Here is a 20058-nt window from a genome sequence, read left to right as displayed (position 1 = left end):
AATGAAGATAATTTATAAAATCATTTCAAATTTTATAAATAATAAATCTTTATACATTGGTGAGAAAGTAACTATGTCAGAACATATGATTCAGTCAGCCATGCTTGCTGAAAAAGCTAAATGTAATGATGATTTAATTTGTGCATGTTTGCTTCATGACTATGGTCATTTTCTTTTAGAAGATCCTGAAGAATTAGTTAAAAATAAATTAGACGGAGAGCATGAAAATATTGGATATCAGTATTTAAAAAAATTTTTTGGACAAAAAATTGTTGAGCCAATTAAATACCATGTTTTGGCTAAACGTTATTTGGCTCGAGACAAAAAATATTTTGATTTTTTATCAGATGCGTCAAAAATAAGCCTCAAGTTGCAAGGCGGAGTTTTAAATGACAAAGAAAGTAAAAAGTTTGAGAATAAATCTTACTTTAAGCCATCAATTCTTCTTCGAAAATTTGATGAAGCCGCTAAAAGAAACGATATAAAAATGAAATCTATTCATGACTATGAAAAGTTGTTAAGTTCCAAACTTATATGAATTTCGATTATTTAATAATTGGTGCTGGAAGTGCAGGCTGTGTACTTGCAAATCGATTAACAGAGAACAATCAGAACAATGTAGCAATATTTGAAGCTGGGAAACCCAGTGATATTTGGAAAGTCAACATGCCACTTGCGATTTTATATACAATGCATGATCCAAAATATAACTACAAATATTATTCAGAACCAGAACCTCATTTACATAATAGAAGATTATTTTGTCCAAGAGGAAAAATGATTGGCGGATGTTCTGCTCATAATGGAATGGTATTTGTAAGAGGAAACCCAAATGATTATCAAAGGTGGGCATCTTTTGGATTGGACGACTGGTCGTATGAAAAAGTACTTCCTTATTTCAAAAAAATTGAAACCTGGTCTGAAGGAGAAAATGAATATCGAGGTGGTAGTGGAATATTGCCAGTAAACCAATCTAAAAATAAAAATCCGTTGTTCAAAGCGTTTGTCGATTCAGCTGGCGAGGCTGGTTATAAAATAAACAACGACATGAATGGTAAAGAACAAGAAGGTTTTGGAATGTACGATGTTACTATTCACAATGGTGAAAGAGCAAGTGTATCTAAATATTATTTAAATCCTGCCAAAAAAAGAAAAAACCTAAAAGTATTCACAGAAGCTTTTGTTGAGAGAATTATATTTGATGGAAAAAAAGCAATTGGAATTGAAGTAAAAATCAAAAATAAAATCGAAAAGATTTATGCTAATAAAGAAGTGATTTTAAGTGGAGGTGCAATTAATTCACCACAATTACTAATGCTTTCTGGAATTGGTCCAAGCCAACACTTAAAAGACAAGGGAATTGATGTTGTTCATAACTTAGAGGGTGTTGGAAAAAACTTACAAGATCATTTAGAAACTTATGTTCAGCAAGAATGCAAAACTAAAGATACCTTATACTCATACGTTAATAAGTTAAATATGGTTAGAATTGGAATTCAGTGGTTTTTGAATAGAAGTGGACCCTGCTCTACCTCTTTTTTAGAAGCTGGCGGTTTTTGTAAATCGTCTCCAGAAAGAGAATATCCAAATATTCAATTTCATTTTTTTCCTGCTTTTGTAATTGATCACGGATTAGTCGACCCAGATAGGCATGGTTACCAATTACATGCTAGTCCAAACCATCCAAAAAGTAGAGGTCATATAACTTTAAACAGTTCAAACCCTTATGATTATCCGAAAATTCAATTTAATTATCTAGAACATGAGGATGATTTAAAGCAAACCATAGAATGTATTCATGTAGCTAGAAAAATTTTAGGGCAAGATTCTCTGAAGCCTTTTGCGGGAAAAGAAATTGGACCAGGAGAACATGCTCAAACTAATGATTTATTCGAAGAATACGTCAGATCTAAAGCTGAGACTGCTTACCACCCGTCTTGTACTTTAAAAATGGGTGTAGATAATATGGCTGTTGTAGATCAAAAACTAAAAGTTCATGGAGTTGAAAATCTAAGAGTAGTTGATGCGTCTGTAATGCCTGAAATTACAAGTGGAAACCTAAATGCTCCAACATTAATGATTGCTGAAAGAGCATCCGAATTTATTTTAAATTAAAATTACTTATTACGATAAACTGAAATTAAACAAATAATTTCAAACATTATAGAAGCTGCAACCATTGCTGTAATTTGATTTGGACTATCTTTTGTTGGCATTAAACAAGCAACATCACCACCAATAACATTTTTTCCTTTTAAACATTGAATAAGTTTTCTTGCCTCATCCATATTAAATCCTTTATATGCAGGTTCTATATTTGCTACTCCTGGAGCTACTGTTGGATCTAAACAATCTAAATCGAAAGTAACATAAATTGGATTGTCACCTAGTCTATCTAAAATCATTTTCACACATTTTTCATGACCCCATTCTCTATATTCATCCATTGTAATTACTTGATAACCAATATCGTAACTCGCCTGTAACCAATCTAATGTTCTTGGATTTCCTCTGATACCTATCTGCGTACTTGTATGTGGATCAACATTTCCTTGTTTAACTAAATAAGAAGCCCAATGTGCTGCTGATTTTTTTGCACCCAAAAAATGATCTAATTTTTCAAAACAATCTGTATGGGCATCAAAATGTAGGAATGTTATTTTTTTTCCTTTAGTTAATTTAGAATTCTTTTTTGCTAAACTTTGAACAATTCCACCAGTTACTGAATGATCGCCACCAATTGAAACAACTGGCTTTTCTGCTTGTTCAATATGATCATAAAATGCTGAAATTCTTTCTATACATTTTTCATTATCATTAGCTTCTGGAAAAGGAACATCTCCCAAGTCGTGAATTTTATTTTCTTTCCAAGGATCAATTTTGTAATCAAAGTGAGATCGTCTCAACATTGCAGAAATATTCCTAACTGCTCTTGGGCCTAAATGTTGATCTCTTTCTGTAGTTCCATTTCCTGTGCTATGTGGAACACCAACTAGTGCAATGTCACAATTCTTGGGATCTGGATCATTTTTGCACCTAAATAAAGTTGGAATACCCCACCAATATAGGGTTTCCATCATTATCTTATCTTCTTCTGAAATCATGAATTGAATATTGCATAAATAATAAAAATATAAAGATGAATAATTATTTGATATAGAGCGTAAATGAGTACCTCAAACAATAATCCTAAAGGAATATTCTTCATATTGATTGCTATGATAGTTTTTTCTGTCCAGGACGGAATTATGAAGCATATTTATAATTTTGTTTCTCTTTATGAAATTTACCTAATAAGAACTGTAGTAAGTTTTGTGTTTATTTTATTATTTTTAATAATTACAAAAAAACCAATAGTATTCAAAAGCCAATATCCCCTTTTAACTTTTACCCGTGTAATACTTTTTTTCTTTGGTTTCAGTTCTTTTTATGTTTCTTTGACTGTGTTACCGCTTGGTACTGCTACAGCTTTATTTTTTGTTACTCCATTTTTAATTACAATTTTTGCTCATTTTTTTTTAAAAGAAGAAATAGGATTGAGAAGATGGTCTGCTGTAGTTGTGGGATTTATTGGAGTTTATGTAACATTAAATCCTGATTTTAGTAATTTTAACTATTTAAGCTTATTACCTATTTTATGTGCGCTTTGTTACTCGTTATCTATGATTATAATAAAAAAAACATCTGATAAGGATAGTGTTTATACTCAAACATTTACATTTTACATTGGATCAATAATTATAAGTATAATTTTTTATTTTGTCATTGGTGATGGTCAATATAACAATTCAGATCATCCAGCTTCTCAATTTATATTTAGGGAATGGTTTGTTGATTTTAACTCTAATATTCTATTAATGACTGCAACTGGAGTAACAGCAACTCTTGCATTTCTTTTTTTATTTACAGCTTATAGTATAGCTTCTCCAGCTGTTGTTTCACCTTTTGAATATTCAATATTATTTTGGTCACCGCTTGTAGGTTGGTTATATTTTGATGAAATACCTTCATTAAATACGGTGATAGGAATTTTAATAATAGTATCAAGTGGTGTGTATATTTTTATGCGTGAAAAGGCACAAAATCAATCTATTGCTACAGAAAAACCTCTTAGATAAATGACAAAAGATAATAATTCTAAAGGTATAATTTTAATAATAATTGCAATGTCCTTATTTGCGATGCAAGACTCTTTAATAAAATATATTTTTGAGAAAGCCTCTCTTTATGAAATTTTTTTTGGAAGATATTTTGTTGCAGCTATTTTACTTTTTAGTTACATAAAATTTAGAAATCAGAAAGTTTCACTAAAAACTTACTATCCTGTTTGGACAATTGTTAGAGTGGTTCTTCACTTTTTGGCATTTTCAGCTTTCTTTATTTCTCTTACTTACATGCCACTTGCAACTGCAAATGCCTTATTTTTTTCTTGTCCTTTTTTTGTATCTATTTTTGCTAAATTTTTTTTAAAAGAATTTATTGGAATAAGAAGATGGTCAGCAATTGTATTTGGTTTCATAGGAGTTTTTATTGTACTAGACCCAAACTTTTCTGACTTTGAATACAAAAGTTTGCTTCCAGTGTTATGTGCATTTTTTTATGCTGCATCAATGACCATAACTAAATATACGTCAGATAAAGATGACGTGAATACTCAATTATTTTATTTTTATTTAATAGCCCTAATTTTATGTGGTCTGATTTATTTGTTTATGGGAAATGGACAATTAAATAATCCAGACTTTGATCCAACCACGCAGTTTATTTTTAGAGAATGGTTTTCAAATATTGAATATACATGGAAATTTATCTTATTTTTTGGTTTTGTTGCCTCTATTGCTTTTCTTTGCATATTTTCAGCTTACATTGTTGCTTCTCCTTCTGTAGTTTCTCTGTTTGAATATTCATTAATTATAATGTCTATGATACCTGGATATTTTTTATTTAATGAAATTCCGTCTGGCAGAACATTTTTTGGAGTTGCGTGTATAATAGCTGCTGGAATTTATATTTACTTTAGAGAAAAAGCTAGAGATCAATATATTGCAACAGAAACACCAGTAAGAAGATGACTAAAACATATATACCAACCATAAATATATCTTCACTAATTAAAAATAATTTTGAAACTCAGAGAGCATTTAAAACAATTAAAGAAATTGAAAAAGCTTGTATCAAAGTTGGTTTTTTTCAAATTACAGGTCATGGAATTAATTTAAAAGTAATTAAAAAAACATGTGGAGTTGGCAATAAATTTTTTAATTTACCAGATAACAAAAAGAGGAAATTAGCTCCCAAAAAATGGAATAAAAAAAATAAAAATCTATATAGAGGATATTTTCCTAATGATGTAAATGGAAAAGAAGGTTTGGATATAGGTGATTTAAAGGTAACTAAAAAATATTCATCAAATCTAAACAATCAATACATAGAGTTTCTTAATCTAGGGAAATGTTTAAATAAAAACTCAATAAGCATTTTAAATAAATATTTTGATAAAATTTATAGATTGAGTGAGACGTTGTTTAAAAGTGTAATAAAACTTAATAAAAAAAATCCTGATATTTCTGGTAAAGCTTTTTCAAGATTAAAAACATTAAGCACATTAAGATTTAATTATTACCCTAACCAAACAAAACCAGTGGAAATATCAAAACAAGATGGGGTTGCTCTTGGATGTGAAACACATGTTGATAGTGGAATATTTACAGTTCTCTATCAAGATAGAAAAGGTGGATTGCAAGTGCAAAATAGAAAAAACAAAAAATGGTATGATGTACCATTCAACAAAAATGCTTTAGTAGTAAATACGGGAAGGGCATTAGAGTTTCTAAGCAAAGGTAAATTTAAAGCAACAAATCACAGAGTTTTATGGAATAAAAGTAAGAGACTGTCTGTTCCTTTTTTCTTTGAACCTTCCTATGATTTCAAAATGAACCAATCATTTTTGAATGGAAGTAAATTCAAAAATAATGGTGAAATTTACGAGAAATTTCTTAGTAAATCTTTAAAGAAATTTATTGAATATCAGCGTTAGTAATTATAAAGTTTAGATATAAAGCGATACATAACTCGTCGATAAATTCATAGATTTACGAAAGTGGGATCGGTCGTCTTTAAATTAACTTTTAAAGGAGGCTTTATGAAATTTGGTTATTTTTGCAATACCACTAACTGGACACACAAACCATATCATCAATTGTTAGACGAAACTAAAGAAATCACAGAATATTGTGATCAAAATAATTGGAACTCTATTTGGTTTACTGAACACCACTTTAATCATGAAGGAATGGAGTCTTGCACTAACCCAATAATGATGGGAGTAGATGCAGCTGCAAGAACAAAAAATATTAGAATAGGACAAGCTGCAAATGTAATTACATTTCACAATCCTATAAGACTTGCAGAGGATATTGCTACACTAGATCAACTTTCAAAAGGAAGAGTTGAAGTAGGTGTTGCTAGAGGAATTTATGGTAGAGAAGCAATCAATCTTAACAAAGAAGCTGATCTAAAAGACCAGGCAAAAAACTTTAGATTATTTGCTGAAACATTAGAAGTGCTAAAAAAAGCGTGGAGTGAAAAGTTTTTTAGTCATGAAGGTGAATTTTATACTTATCCTTCTCCAAATTATGTTTGGCAGCATGATATGAGTCCACCAAGTGAAGAATTTATGAACATGGAAGATAACACCATGAAAAAGATTAGTGTTGTGCCTCAACCTTTTCAAAAACCTTATCCTCCTATTCATCAAGTAGTTGACGGAATTAGATCAATTGAGTGGGCAGCTGAGAATAATATTAATATTATAATGTGGATACCAACAGTAAAAGCACTAAAGGCAAAATTTGAAGCTTATAAAAATAAAAGATCTGAGGTAACCAAAAAAAATATTCCATTAGGTGAAGGTGTATCTCTTGTCAGAGATATGTTCGTAGCTGATACAATGGAAGAGGCTAAAGAAAAAGCTGGTGAACATATGGTAAATTATATGCGTTGGGTTTGTCATTGGCGTGGTCTAGGCAATCACATGGATCCGGGTGAAGAACTTCCAGAAACCAAAGGTAAGCTGGATTTATTAAATTATGAATTTTTACACAAAAGAAATATGTTATTTGGAACACCAGAATATGTGATTGATAAAATTAATGAATTAAAGTCTGAATTAAATTTACAAAACTTGCAAGTTTGGTCGAACTTTCCTGGTGTGAAACATAAAGATTGTATGAAAAGCATAAAACTTTTTACAGAAAAAGTTATGCCTCATTTCCAAGATGATTTAGGAACTGAAGTTAAAAAAGTTTCGTGATCAAATCCAAAAAAATTATAAGCGGTGGTCAAGCTGCCGTTAGAGCTCTTAAGAGAGAAAAAACTAAACATGTTTTTGGTTTAATTGGTTCTGCAACAATGGAAATGTTTGATGCTCTTTATCATGAAAAAAGTATAAAATTTATTGGAGTTAGAGATGAGCGAACTGGAACACATATGGCTGATGGATATGCAAGAGCATCTAATAAGCATGGTGTAATTATTGCAGGTCAAAATGGACCAGGTGCAACAAATTTAGTGACTGGGGTAGCACAAGCAAAAGCCGCTTTCTCCCCTGTAGTTGCGATTGCAGGTTCTTACTCAACAAAAGATAAAATGGAAGATGCTTTTCAAGGCCTAGATCAACAATCCTTGTTTACTCCAATTACAAAAAAGACTTGGACTGTAAAAAATTCTAAGATTATTCCTAAAGTAATTGGCGATGCATTTGATTTATCAATAAAACCAAGAAGAGGACCTGTTTGTATCAATCTTCCAAGAAACATATTGGCGGAAAAAAATACTTACAATATTAATTTAAATAAACCTTCATTCTCAAGTGAAAGTAATCTTAAAGGAAATAAAGAGAGAATAAATAAAGCGACTAAATTGCTACTGAAATCAAAAAATCCCACAATAATTGTTGGGGCTGGAATTAAATATAACTCAAAATATAGAGAAGTTATTAAATTGGCAGAATTGCTTAATGTTCCAATTGTTACAGCCGCAGGTCATGGAGATGCCATACCATTTAGTCATAAATTAAATGCAGGGCAAATGGGACCAAGAGGCAATCCTGTTGCATCAAGATTAGTCAAAGAAGCAGATGTTATTTTGGCTATCGGTACTCGACTAGGATTTAATTCAACATTTTACTCTTATGAAAATATAAATAAAAAAGCAAAAATAATTCAAATTGAATTAGAAAAAAAAATGATTGGAAAGTATTTTCCAATATCAATAGGAATTCATGCAGATGCTGCAACAGCCACTGTTCAATTGTATAAAGAAATTAAAAAAGAAAAAATTAAATTAGATGTAAGAAAATGGACTGATTTATATTTAAAAGAAAGAAAAAAATTTTTAAATAATAGAGAAAATGAAAATTTAGAAAAAAACTTTCCAATCCAACCAAAAGGTTTGTTTAAACAACTAAGAAAAGTTTTGCCTAAAAATTCAGCAATCACTTTAGATGCAGGAACCTTGTGCCTACAAGCAACAGACGCTTTAGAATACTATGATCCTCCTTCTCTATTTACACCTCTGGATTTTGGACTGGTTGGTTTCTCTTTTGCTTGTGGACTTGGAGTTAAAGTTGCAAAACCCAAAAAAACAGTTGTAAGTTTGATGGGCGATGGTGGTTTTGGAATGACTATTTCTGAGTTAAGCACAGCTGTTGAATATGGAATAAATACAACAACTATAGTGATGAATAATCAAAGTTGGGGAGCCGAAAAAGCTTATCAAAAAGATTTTTTTGGTAAAAGATATTTAGGTGCTGATATAACAAGTCCATCTTTTGATAAAGTTGCAGAATTATATGGAGCAAAAGGATTTAAAGTTAAAAAAGTTTCTGAAATAAATGAAGCAGTTAGAGCAGCAGTTAAAAGCAACAAACCCTCTGTGATTGATGTTGATGTAGATCCGAAAGCATTATACAGTTTTAGAAGAGATAGTTTTCAACATAGAATTAAAAAATGAAATTAGAACTAAGAAAATTTACAAAATTTGTAGACAAAACTTTTATTGAAGGAGGCAAGGAAGCAAAAGAGCCTGTATTATTAGTATCTGTTGCTGCAGTTTTTAAAAATCCATGGCATGGTCAAGGATTTGTTGAGGACTTAAGACCAACTATTTTAGATCTGGCTCCTAAGTTAGGTGATTTGCTTGTTCCAGAATTAATAAAAGAAATAGGATCTCCAGAAAAAATACTAGCATACGGTAAAGCAGGAGTGGTTGGATTAGATGGAGAAATAGAGCATGCATCTGCTTTTATTCACACCTTGAGATTTGGAAATAAATTTAGAGACGCTGTGGGAGGCACATCTTATTTAAGTTTTACAAATACAAGAGGACCGGCAGGATCAAAAATTTCTATTCCGATGATGCATAAAACAGACTCTGGACTAAGACCTTATTATCTAACACATGAATTTACTATTCATGATGCACCATTTAACGATGAAGTAGTTATTGCAATTGGTGGGGCATCTAGTGGAAGAGCACATGCTAGAACTGGTGATCGATATCAAGATATGAAAGAAATGGGTATTGAACCCAAATAAATCTTAATGACCACTGGAACTACTGCTTCTGGAACTTTTTACTCGTATAATAAGAAAGACCAAGAAATTCCAATTGTATTTGTTCATGGTGTAGGTTTAACCCACGAGATTTGGAAACCTCAATTAGATTTCTTTAATGATTATAGTACTCTTACATATGATATTCTTGGTCATGGAAAATCATCTTTAGATAAGCAAATAATTTCGTTTGATGACTTTTCGGATCAACTAATAGATTTAATTAATCATCTTAATATTAAAAAAATTCATTTAGTTGGTTTTTCAATAGGTTCTTTGATTGCGAGGAATTTTGCTATCAATCACAGTTCACATTTACAATCAGTAACACTTTTATGTTCAATTTATAAAAGAACCGAAGAGCAACAAAAAATTGTAAATCAAAGATTTGAACAAGCAAAGAAAGATCTTAAATTGTCAAGAGAGGCTCTGAAAAGATGGTTTACTGACAAGTATATTGAAAATAATCCAAGTATTTATGATAAAATTAGCTCTATTTTAGCAGCTAACAATATGGTGCACTTTTTAAAAGTCTACGAACTATTTGTAAAACATCAAAATGATGAAGATTTTAATAAAATTCAGTGTCCCTCTTTAGTTATGACAGGAGAGCACGACATTGGCTCTACAGTTAAAATGTCTAAAGAATTAAATGCTTTAATACCAAAAAGCCAATTAAAGATCATCAAAGATGGAAAACATCTTTGTGGTATTGAGTGTGCCGATGATGTAAATTTAACTCTTAAGGATTTTATAAAAGAAAATGAGTAAACTTAAAAAATATCAAATGTATATTAATGGTCAGTGGGTCGATGCTGAAAACAATAAAACATTTGAAACTTTAAACCCTGAAAATAATGAACCTTGGGCAATTGTTCCCGAAGCAAGTGCTAAAGATACTGATAAAGCAGTTAAAGCTGCGCAAAAAGCATTCGAAGGTAAATGGCCTAAATTACTTCCTAAGGAAAGAGCAAAATTTTTAAGAGCTATTGGGGACCAGTTAAGAGAAAATGCAGAAATGCTTGGTGAAATAGAAACAATAGATACAGGAAAATTGTTTAGAGAAACAAAAAAACAAGCAATCTATATTGCAGAATACTATGATTACTACGCAGGTTTAGCTGATAAAGTTGAGGGTACAGTTTTGCCAATTGATAAACCGAATATTCAAGCAATAACCACTAGAATACCGATAGGTGTGGTGGCAGCCATTATCCCTTGGAACTCGCAAATGTTTTTAACTGCTACTAAATTAGCTCCAGCACTTGCAATGGGAAATACAGTTGTAATTAAATCATCAGAACTAGCACCTGCAGTATTATTTGAATTTGCCAAATTAATTGAAAAAACTGGGATACCCAAAGGAGTAGTAAATGTCATAACTGGATATGGGGACCCATGTGGAAAAACTTTAACAACGCATGATTTGGTTGAAAAAATTGCTTTCACAGGTGGACCAGAAACTGCAAGACATATAATTAAAAATTCAGCGGAAAATCTTTCTGAAGTGAGTTTAGAACTTGGAGGAAAAAGTCCAGTGGCTGTTTTTGATGATGCCGAGCAAGAAAATGCAATTAATGGAATTACAGCAGGAATTTTTGGAGCAAGTGGTCAAAGTTGTATAGCTGGCTCAAGACTTTATATTCAAAAAGGTATCTATGATGAATTTCTAAACAAACTTTCTGAAAGGGCTTCTAAAATAAAAATTGGAGCACCTATGGATCCTGAAACTGAAATGGGCCCTTTGAGTAATTTTAAACAATTAGAAACAATAGAAAAAAATATTAAAGAAACTATTGATCAGGGTGGAAAAATTAAATGTGGTGGTGAGAGACATTCTTTTTCAAACAAGGGATATTATTTTCCACCCACTATAATTGAATGTGATAATCACAATTTACCTGTTGCAGAAAATGAATTATTTGGTCCCGTACTGTCTGTTATGAAATTTGATACTGAGGAAGAGGTTATTTCAAAAATGAATGATAATCAGTATGGATTATCTTCTGGAGTTTATACAAGTAATTTATCTAGAGGCATGAGAGTATCCAAAGCAATTAGGGCTGGAATAACTTTTGTTAATACTTACAGATTAATTTCACCTTCAGCTCCTTTTGGAGGAATCAAAGACAGTGGATATGGCAAAGAGGCAGGAATAGACTCTATTAAGGATTATACAAGAGTAAAGACAACTTGGTTCTACACATCAGATGAACCATCTTTAGACCCATTCTCTATCAGATAATAGTTTAAAATAAGCCAATTTTGTCATTGAATATTCAGATTATTCATACTTAAATTAGATTTTATAAATTGTTAACAATAAAGAGGAAGATAATGAGAAAACTATTTATCGCTGCATTTATGTTTGTATCAAGCCTTGGTTCAAATGTAATGGCAGACGGACATTCGATCAAAATGGGAATCATATTAGGATTTACTGGTCCTATTGAATCTCTTACTCCAGCTATGGCTGCATCTGCAGAGCTTGCATTCAATGAAGCTTCAGATTCAGGTTCATTGCTAGGTGGAAAAAAAATTGAAGTAATGAGAGCAGACTCAACTTGTGTTGACTCAGCAGCAGCAACAGCGGCAGCTGAAGGTTTAATATCAGGTGGAGTAGCTGCAATTATGGGAGCAGACTGTTCAGGTGTAACTGGTGCTATTGCATCAAATGTTGCTGTACCAAACGGTGTAGTAATGATTTCACCTTCAGCTACTTCTCCAGGATTAACTACTCTAGATGACAATGGGTATTTCTTCAGAACTGCTCCATCAGATGCTAGAGGTGGTCAAATCTTAGCTGATATTACTAAAGATAGAAGAGTTAAAAGTGTTGCTATCACTTATACTAACAATGATTACGGTAAAGGTTTAGCTGATGTTTATGAAGCAGCAGCAAAAGCGCATGGTATTAAGGTAACAACTGTAACTGCTCATGAAGATGGAAAAGCAGATTATTCATCAGAAGTTGCAACTCTTGCAGCAGCGGGAGGTGATGCTGTAGTAGTAATTGGTTACATCGATCAAGGAGGAAAAGGAATTATTCAAGCTTCTTTAGATTCTGGAGCATTTGATACATTTGTTTTATCAGATGGTATGATTGGATCTTCTTTGGTAGAGGCATTTGGAAAAGACTTAAGCAAATCATTTGGTTCTAGACCCGGATCAACATCTAAGGGTGCTGGTATGTTTGCTGAAGTTGCAAAAACAGGCAGTATAGATAGTAATGGTCCTTACACAGGTGAGTCATACGATGCAGCTGCATTAATCGTTCTTGCAATGCAAGCAGGCAATTCTGCTGACAGAGCATCTATTGCAAAAAATGTAATGGACGTTGCTAACGCTCCTGGAACTAAAATATACCCAGGTGAATTAAAGAAAGGTTTGGACTTGCTAGCACAAGGTAAAAAAATAGATTACGAAGGTGCTACAAGTGTTACTTTCACTAGTGTTGGGGAGGCTGAAGGTGCTTTTTTAGAACTTGATGTTGATGTCAAAGCTGGAGACTTCAAAACTAAAAAACAAAGATAATTTAAATCTTATTTTAAAAAGCCCTGGTAAATTAGCTTGCTGGGGCTTTTTTTATATCTGCTCTTAAAATTGCAAATAAAATAATTAACAAAAAAGGAATGCACATAAAATTAATTATTTTCCAACTCAATAATGAAATTAAAATTCCAGCTGAGAGACTACCAATGGCTGTAGCAGAAAAAACTATGAGATCATTAAAACCTTGGGCTTTAAATTTTTCATGCTCATTGTAAGTGGTTACTAATAAGCTAGTTCCTGAAATATATAGAAAATTCCATCCTATGCCTAAAAATATCAATGAAACGAAATAATTTATAAAAGTTGGCTCAAATAAACTTAATGATATTGTCATAGCATAAAAAAATATACCCATGTACATTATTTTTGAAAACCCAAATCTCTTTATTAGATTCCCTGTAAACAATGACGGAAGAAACATTCCAAGCACATGAAATTGGATAACTAATCCAACCATCTCCACACTTAATTTATGAACATAATGCATACTAATTGGTGTGGCGGTCATTAGAAATGCCATAACTACATAACCAAATGTAGCAGCTACCATTGCCTGCAGGAATTTTGGATCAAAGATAAATTCTTTATAAGTCCTTACATCGATATTTGTTGAAGTATTTTTGTTGATTATCTTTGAATTTTTATAAAAACTCAAAAAAATTCCAGGGATAATAGTCAGACATGCTAATGCAATATACGATCCAACATAAACATGATCACTAATTAAATCTTTAGTTTTGTTTGCTAAAGTAATTCCTATAAATGCAGAAACAATTCCAGCTAACAAAAGCATAGAAACTGCTTTGGGTGCTTTCTCTTTTTCAACTGTTTCTGCTGCTGCAAATCTATATTGATGAATGAAAGCCATTCCAGCACCAAGTATAAAACAAGAAAATGAAAAAATTATAAAACTATCAATAAAGATTGCATAAGCAGCAATTAAACATGCTACAGAACTACCTATAGATGCCAAAACAAAACCTAAACGTCTACCAATAATTGCCATAACTTTTGCAGCAAAAATGGTAGAGATTGCAATACCAACTACATAAATTGAGGGAGGAAAGGTTGCTAGTGATTTAATAGTTGAAAGCTGACTTCCAATAATTCCACTTAAAAAAACTGTTACATTTGCTGCAGTGAAACCAAAAACCTGACTTGAAATTAACAGAAAAAGATTTCTATTCATCAAAACATATACTTGTCAGCCATATACATAGCCCAAGCAATTGTGGCACCTAAAATAATATATTTCATGTTTAATTATTTTATTTCTATTTTTTCTGGAAGTATACCTTTAGGTCGATATCTCATAATGAATAGCAAACCTAGACCCATCAATAAAAATCTAAAATAAGGAACACTTTCAATAAGATGAGCTTTGATAGCGTTTGTCTCAGGAATACCTGCAGTAAAGAAATTAATTAAAAACATCGAAATTGGTGCTGCTTCAATCCATAAAAACCATACAACAAAGCCACCTAAAATTGCGCCAAAATTGTTTCCACTTCCTCCAACTATGACCATTACCCAAATTAAGAATGTATATCTCATTGGTCTATAACTTCCTGGAGTAAATAGGCCATCTTGTGTAACAAGCATTGCACCTGCAATTCCAACAATTGCTGAGCCTAAAATAAAAATTAGTAAATGTTGTTTCACAACATTCTTACCCATTGCATTTGCAGCTTCCTCATTGTCTCTGATTGCCCTCATCATTCTTCCCCATGGAGAATAAAGAGCCTTTTGAGTTAAAATTAAAAGAATAATTACTACTACTAAGAATAATCCTGAATAACAAAGTTTTACAAATACTGATGAACCTTCAATAACAAGTTGGTTTAAAGCAGCTTGTCTATCAGCTAAATTCTCAATTACACTTAACTTTCCTGCATTAAACTTTTCAACTAATTTAATAAACCAATCAGTAGTTTGCAGATCTACTTCATAAGGTGCAGGTCTTTTTAATCCAATAACATTTTTAACTCCTCTTGTGAGCCAATCTTCGTGTTTAATAATTGCAATAACAATTTCGGAAATAAGAAGAGTAGCAATTGCTAGATAATCAGCTCTCAAACCTAAAGCAACTTTTCCAACTATGAAAGCTAATCCACCTGCAAATAAAGCACCTACGATCCATGAGAAAACGATAGGTAAACCAAATCCACCAAGAAAACCTGTTGTTGCAGGATTTACAGCTTCAATTTTTTCAATACCAGGTTCCGCTGTTACTCTTATAATTATAATGCCTGTTATAATAAGTGCTGCAATACTGTAGGTTCTTAATTTTGATTTTTCAAAATTTTTTAAAATAAATCTGATAACGAGAACCATTACAATGATAAGCCATAGGCACATTAAGATATCAAATCCACCTACTCTCCAGGCTTCTTGAACTGGATCAACTGAAATGATTACTGCAGCAAGACCCCCTAGAGCAGTATATCCCATTATTCCAAAATTAATTAGACCAGCATAACCCCATTGTATATTTGCACCCATGGTCATGACTGCTGAAATTAAGCAAAGATTAAATATTGATAATGCAATATTCCATGATTGAAAAATTCCAACCAATAGAATTAGAACCATCATGATGCTGTATGCTGCAATGACATTTAAATTTTTTCTCACAATACTTTTCCTTTGAATATCCCTGATGGTCTATAAAGCAAAACAATAACCAAAATTGAAAATGAAACTGCAAATTTGTAGTCAGTTGAAAGCAACTGAACTAAACTTTCGGGCTCCATACTTTCAGGTAATATATACATAAAAAATTTCTTATATGCGTATGTTAATAAAATTTCTGAAAAAGCAATTACGTATCCCCCTAAAAATGCACCAAAAGGATTTCCAATTCCTCCAACAATTGCTGCAGCAAAAATTGGAAGCATATTATTAAAATAAGTGAAAGGTTTAAAACTTTTATCTAAACCATACAATGCTCCACCAATAGTAGCTAAAATTCCTGCAATTACCCAGGTAACTAAAACTATTTTCTTTGGATCAATACCTGAAAGTAAAGCAAGATCTTCATTATCAGAGTAAGCTTTCATGCTTTTTCCTGTTTTAGTTTTATTTAAAAACCAAAAAAGTAAAGAAACCAGGATTATTGTAACAAAAATAGTTAAGACCTGTGTAGATTTAAGAGCAAGTCCCTCGTTTAAACCTGTCATTTCTTTAAATTCTCTAGCTTTAATAATAAATTTTTCTCCGTCAAAAAATCTTCTATCTCCTGGACCAATTATAATTCTAACAACAGCTTGAGTTACAAACATCACGCCAATACTGACCATGGCAAACTGAACTGGAGGACTTTTTTGAGTTCTATAATACTTAAAAACAAATTTATCGATTGTTAGCATGTATAAGATCATAAAAAAAATACCAAAAGGAAGTGCAATTAATGCTGTGGGCAAAACTCCAAGAGAAATACCTAAAGATTGAAAATACCAGGTGAACAAAATTGTCATCATAGTTCCAAATGACATCATGTCTCCAGTTGCAAAATTAGCAAATCTTAAAATTCCATAAATTAAAGTAACAAAAATTGCACCAAGAGCTAATTGAGAACCATAAGTAAGTCCTGGAATAAATATATAATTTAGTAAAAGAATTACTGCATTTATAAGATCCACACTATCCTCCTAAGAAAGAGCTTCTTACTCTTGGATCGTTCAATAATTCTTTTCCAGTCCCTGAATAACGATTTTCTCCAGTAACCAATACATAGCCTCTATCAGAAATATTTAATGCTTGTTTAGCATTTTGCTCTACCATTAAAATGGCAACATTAGTTCTTTTTACTTTAACGATATGATCAAACAATTCATCCATAACAATTGGTGATACCCCTGCAGTTGGTTCATCCAACATTAGCACTGTCGGTTTAATCATCAACGCTCTTCCAAGTGCAACTTGTTGTCTTTGCCCACCAGACAATTCACCTACCATTTGATTTTTTTTTTCTCTAAGGATTGGAAATAGTTCGTAAATTTCCTCAATAATATTTTTTATCTCAGTGTTTATTAAAAAGGCCCCCATTTCTAAATTTTCCTCAACTGTCATGCCTGCAAAAACATTTTTGGTTTGAGGAACAAATGAAATTCCTTGTTTAACTCGATCTTGTGGAGAAAGTTTTGAAATATCTTTACCATCAATTTTAACTGATCCAGATTTTAAATTTAATAAACCTAACATTGCTTTCATGGCTGTGGATTTTCCAGCACCATTAGGTCCTAGAATAGAAACAATTTCTCCTTTGTTTACTTCAACAGAACAAGAATTAATTATATCTGGTCCGTTTCCATAACCACCAGTCATTTCTATTCCTTCAAAGAATGCCATTAATTTGGGTCCTTTAATTTTGATCCTCTACCAAGATAACTTTCAATGACCTTTTCATCTTTTTTTGCTTCTTCAACACTTCCTTCAAATAAAACTGATCCTTCTGCCATTACAATCACTGGATCACACAGCCTTCCAATAAAATCCATATCGTGTTCAATCATACAGAAAGTATAACCTTTTTCTTTATTAAGCTTTTCTATTGCTGTTCCAAGATCTTTTAACAAAGTTCTATTAACTCCTGCTCCTACTTCATCCAATAAAACTAATTTTGCATCAACCATCATGGTTCTTCCAAGTTCTAACAATTTTTTTTGCCCCCCAGAAAGATTACCTGCAAGCTCGTTAGATAGATGTCCTAGATTTAAAAATTCAACAACTTCTTTTGCTTTTTCTTTAACTTCTGCTTCCTCTTTTGCAACCAACCCTGGTTTAAATAGTGCAGTCATTATTTTTTCTCCAGATTGATTTCCAGGTACCATCATTAAATTTTCTAAAACGGATAAATTTGAAAATTCATGTGCTATTTGAAAAGTTCTAAGCAATCCTTTTGAGAATAATTCATAAGATGGAACATCTGTGATATTTTCTTCGTCAAAAGTTACGCTACCACCAGAGGATTTTAAATTTCCAGCAATTAAATTAAATAAAGTTGTTTTGCCAGATCCATTTGGACCTATAATACCTGTGATAGTTCCTCTTTTAACTTTAATAGAACAATCAGAAACTGCTGCAAGTCCTCCAAAATACTTTGATAAATTATTTATCTCTAAAATATTTTCAGACATTTATTTATCTAATCTTTTGTAAATACTATTTAAAGTTTTCTCTAATGATTTATAAAAACCAGATTTTGTTAATTCATTTACACCCTGCTCATTTAATCCCCTTGGTGTTTGAGACTCTTTAACTAATTCTTTTAAATTTTCCTTAGAATGTATAACCGCATCTTCTGACAAGGCTAAAAACAAAGAAGTTATATATTTTTGAGCATTATTTCTTTTTACTCCTTTTTTAACTAACCAATCAGACATTGCTCTTTGCATTTCATAAAAAGGTGCCATCATTCCAGAGGTAGACCAAAAGTTTATTGAAGATTTTTCATTCTTAATTTCTACAGTAGTTCCTAAATGATTAAAAAAAGCTTTTACTTTTGAATTTGGTGGACAAATTGGAATAGGTCCTTTCTTTAATGATATTGGTGGCAAAGGAATTGCTCTTACTATTTTTGCTTTTACTTTAATGGCCTTTTTTAATTGAGATAGGGTTATTGTGGATATAAAGCTAACAATTGTTTGACTAGACTTAAATTTTAAATCTTTAATTATCTTCTCACCCACAGTAGGTGTAATAGATAAAAATACCCAATTCGATTGATCAACAATTTGTTGATTATCTTTAGCAATAACTATTTTTTTGAACTTTTTCTTTAAACTTTTGGCAATCTGTTTATTCCTTGGAGAAATTATTATTTTTTTAAATTTAAGATTAGATTTGCATATTCCAGTTATTACTGAAGATGCAATTTTACCCGTACCAATAAAACCTAAAATCATAATATTTTGGTTACTTTATATTGATTATATTGAATTAATTAACAAAAAAAGATCCTCTAATTCTCAACAATTCTCTGCTTAATTCTTTATTTTCTTTGAAAGGTTTTCTTCCATGAAGCCAAAAATAATTGTTTGCAATTATAGAACAACCAACTGGTAACTTTGTAATTACTTTATTTTCACTTCCCTCAAGAGCATCAGATAATCTCTGTAAAAAATTACCCTGTTCCATATTTTTTGGCTCAGGAAATTGATCGATATATGAAATATTTGGTCTTCCTTTACCATCTGAGGAAAAAACTGGATGTTCAATTTTATAATCCACATTTTTGCTCTTAGGTGAACTCCAAAGAAAATCTTGTTTGCCCACAGGATCATTTGATAATTCTTTGCAATGTTCCCAATCATCTAAATGCAACATCGCTGTTTCTCCACCCTCTACGTTTTTTTCCTCTAACTTTGTCATTATTAACCAATCAGTAATTTCTTTAACATAAGTTCCGTCTGTATGAAGATCCATATTACGGTAAGCTTTTCTTAAATAAGAGTCACTCGCGTCTTCGTGTTTAACATGGAAACGAGCATAGTATTTTCCTGCCATTGAGTCATGGTTAGGATTTCCAATTAAATAGGCAATGGCAGTTGATAATTTTACTAAAAATTTATCATTAATTTTTGGTGAAATATTTTTTGGTCCAATTATAAAACAACCAGTTGAACGATCTCTAATTATTGAATTCATTAGTTTACTAAGTTTATTTTCCATTAAATCATCTAAACTTTTTGCTATTGTAAACCTTGTAAAAGGCTTTAGCTCTAAAGCTGTTAAGTCGAATTTATTAAATGGGAAAACTAATTTCTTAATTATTTCATCTGTAATTTTAATGTTCAGAATTCTTTTAGATTTTTCATGTTCTTGAATTTCTAAACCAGATATTTTTTCCATAAGAAACCTTAAGTTAACTTTTTTAATAAATCAATTTTAT

The 20058-nt window shown here is 31.5% G+C and carries 19 protein-coding genes; 11 read left to right on the top strand and 8 right to left on the bottom strand.

What is annotated here, in order from left to right:
* Position 1 precedes the first annotated feature (1 nt).
* Complete coding sequence (locus ACQY31_RS06670) at positions 2-538, top strand: HD domain-containing protein (protein WP_428079673.1); 537 nt, start codon at positions 2-4, stop codon at positions 536-538.
* Complete coding sequence (locus ACQY31_RS06665; RefSeq protein WP_428079671.1) at positions 535-2115, top strand: choline dehydrogenase; 1581 nt, start codon at positions 535-537, stop codon at positions 2113-2115. Before ACQY31_RS06670 ends, ACQY31_RS06665 begins: the two co-directional genes overlap by 4 nt.
* Before the next feature lie 2 nt (positions 2116-2117).
* Here ACQY31_RS06665 and ACQY31_RS06660 read toward each other — a convergent pair whose 3' ends face one another.
* Positions 2118-3104 (bottom strand): arginase family protein, encoded by a 987-nt coding sequence (locus tag ACQY31_RS06660; RefSeq protein WP_428079669.1) that lies wholly within the window; start codon positions 3102-3104, stop codon positions 2118-2120.
* A gap of 63 nt (positions 3105-3167) precedes the next feature.
* Here ACQY31_RS06660 and ACQY31_RS06655 point away from each other — a divergent pair, with 63 nt between their 5' ends.
* The 9 genes from ACQY31_RS06655 (at position 3168) to ACQY31_RS06615 (ending at position 13148) form a co-directional block, all read left to right on the top strand.
* The gene (locus tag ACQY31_RS06655; RefSeq protein ID WP_428079667.1) at positions 3168-4118 is read left to right on the top strand and encodes a DMT family transporter; all 951 of its coding nucleotides are present in this window, start codon (positions 3168-3170) and stop codon (positions 4116-4118) included.
* Entirely contained in the window at positions 4119-5072 is a 954-nt protein-coding gene (locus ACQY31_RS06650) for a DMT family transporter (protein ID WP_428079665.1), read from the top strand.
* The gene (locus ACQY31_RS06645; RefSeq protein WP_428079663.1) at positions 5069-6037 is read left to right on the top strand and encodes a 2OG-Fe(II) oxygenase family protein; all 969 of its coding nucleotides are present in this window, start codon (positions 5069-5071) and stop codon (positions 6035-6037) included. The genes ACQY31_RS06650 and ACQY31_RS06645 overlap by 4 nt, the downstream gene beginning before the upstream one ends.
* A gap of 105 nt (positions 6038-6142) precedes the next feature.
* On the top strand, positions 6143-7312 hold the full coding sequence (locus tag ACQY31_RS06640) for an LLM class flavin-dependent oxidoreductase (protein WP_428079661.1): 1170 nt from the start codon (positions 6143-6145) through the stop codon (positions 7310-7312).
* Complete coding sequence (locus ACQY31_RS06635) at positions 7309-9012, top strand: thiamine pyrophosphate-binding protein (RefSeq protein WP_428079659.1); 1704 nt, start codon at positions 7309-7311, stop codon at positions 9010-9012. Before ACQY31_RS06640 ends, ACQY31_RS06635 begins: the two co-directional genes overlap by 4 nt.
* Positions 9009-9596, top strand: a complete 588-nt coding sequence (locus tag ACQY31_RS06630) for an amino acid synthesis family protein (RefSeq protein WP_428079657.1) — start codon at positions 9009-9011, stop codon at positions 9594-9596. The genes ACQY31_RS06635 and ACQY31_RS06630 overlap by 4 nt, the downstream gene beginning before the upstream one ends.
* Positions 9597-9602: 6 nt before the next feature.
* Positions 9603-10385, top strand: coding sequence for an alpha/beta fold hydrolase (locus tag ACQY31_RS06625; RefSeq protein ID WP_428079656.1), 783 nt, complete (start codon positions 9603-9605; stop codon positions 10383-10385).
* Positions 10378-11859, top strand: a complete 1482-nt coding sequence (locus ACQY31_RS06620; protein WP_428079654.1) for an aldehyde dehydrogenase — start codon at positions 10378-10380, stop codon at positions 11857-11859. The genes ACQY31_RS06625 and ACQY31_RS06620 overlap by 8 nt, the downstream gene beginning before the upstream one ends.
* A gap of 92 nt (positions 11860-11951) precedes the next feature.
* Complete coding sequence (locus ACQY31_RS06615; protein WP_428079652.1) at positions 11952-13148, top strand: ABC transporter substrate-binding protein; 1197 nt, start codon at positions 11952-11954, stop codon at positions 13146-13148.
* A gap of 31 nt (positions 13149-13179) precedes the next feature.
* Here the strand turns inward: ACQY31_RS06615 and ACQY31_RS06610 are convergent, their stop codons facing one another.
* The 7 genes from ACQY31_RS06610 to glaH all read right to left on the bottom strand — a co-directional run bounded on the left by ACQY31_RS06610 (position 13180) and on the right by glaH (position 20018).
* Positions 13180-14355 carry an MFS transporter gene (locus tag ACQY31_RS06610; protein ID WP_428079650.1) on the bottom strand — a complete coding sequence of 392 codons (1176 nt, stop codon included), beginning with the start codon at positions 14353-14355 and terminating at the stop codon, positions 13180-13182.
* A 74-nt stretch (positions 14356-14429) separates the two neighbouring features.
* A complete protein-coding gene (locus ACQY31_RS06605; RefSeq protein ID WP_428081202.1) occupies positions 14430-15761 on the bottom strand; it encodes a branched-chain amino acid ABC transporter permease in 1332 nt (443 codons plus the stop codon).
* Positions 15762-15796: 35 nt separating this feature from the next.
* Complete coding sequence (locus ACQY31_RS06600; RefSeq protein ID WP_428079648.1) at positions 15797-16807, bottom strand: branched-chain amino acid ABC transporter permease; 1011 nt, start codon at positions 16805-16807, stop codon at positions 15797-15799.
* A gap of 1 nt (position 16808) precedes the next feature.
* Entirely contained in the window at positions 16809-17516 is a 708-nt protein-coding gene (locus ACQY31_RS06595) for an ABC transporter ATP-binding protein (RefSeq protein WP_428079646.1), read from the bottom strand.
* On the bottom strand, positions 17516-18304 hold the full coding sequence (locus ACQY31_RS06590; RefSeq protein WP_428079644.1) for an ABC transporter ATP-binding protein: 789 nt from the start codon (positions 18302-18304) through the stop codon (positions 17516-17518). Before ACQY31_RS06590 ends, ACQY31_RS06595 begins: the two co-directional genes overlap by 1 nt.
* A complete protein-coding gene (locus ACQY31_RS06585; protein ID WP_428079642.1) occupies positions 18305-19072 on the bottom strand; it encodes a pyrroline-5-carboxylate reductase in 768 nt (255 codons plus the stop codon).
* 34 nt (positions 19073-19106) lie between these two features.
* A complete protein-coding gene (gene glaH, locus ACQY31_RS06580; RefSeq protein WP_428079641.1) occupies positions 19107-20018 on the bottom strand; it encodes a glutarate dioxygenase GlaH in 912 nt (303 codons plus the stop codon).
* Between the last annotated feature and the right edge of the window lie 40 nt (positions 20019-20058).

Source organism: Candidatus Pelagibacter sp., assembly GCF_965262185.1.
Taxonomy (GTDB): Bacteria; Pseudomonadota; Alphaproteobacteria; order Pelagibacterales; family Pelagibacteraceae; genus Pelagibacter.
This window is presented reverse-complemented; position numbering and strand designations above follow the sequence as displayed.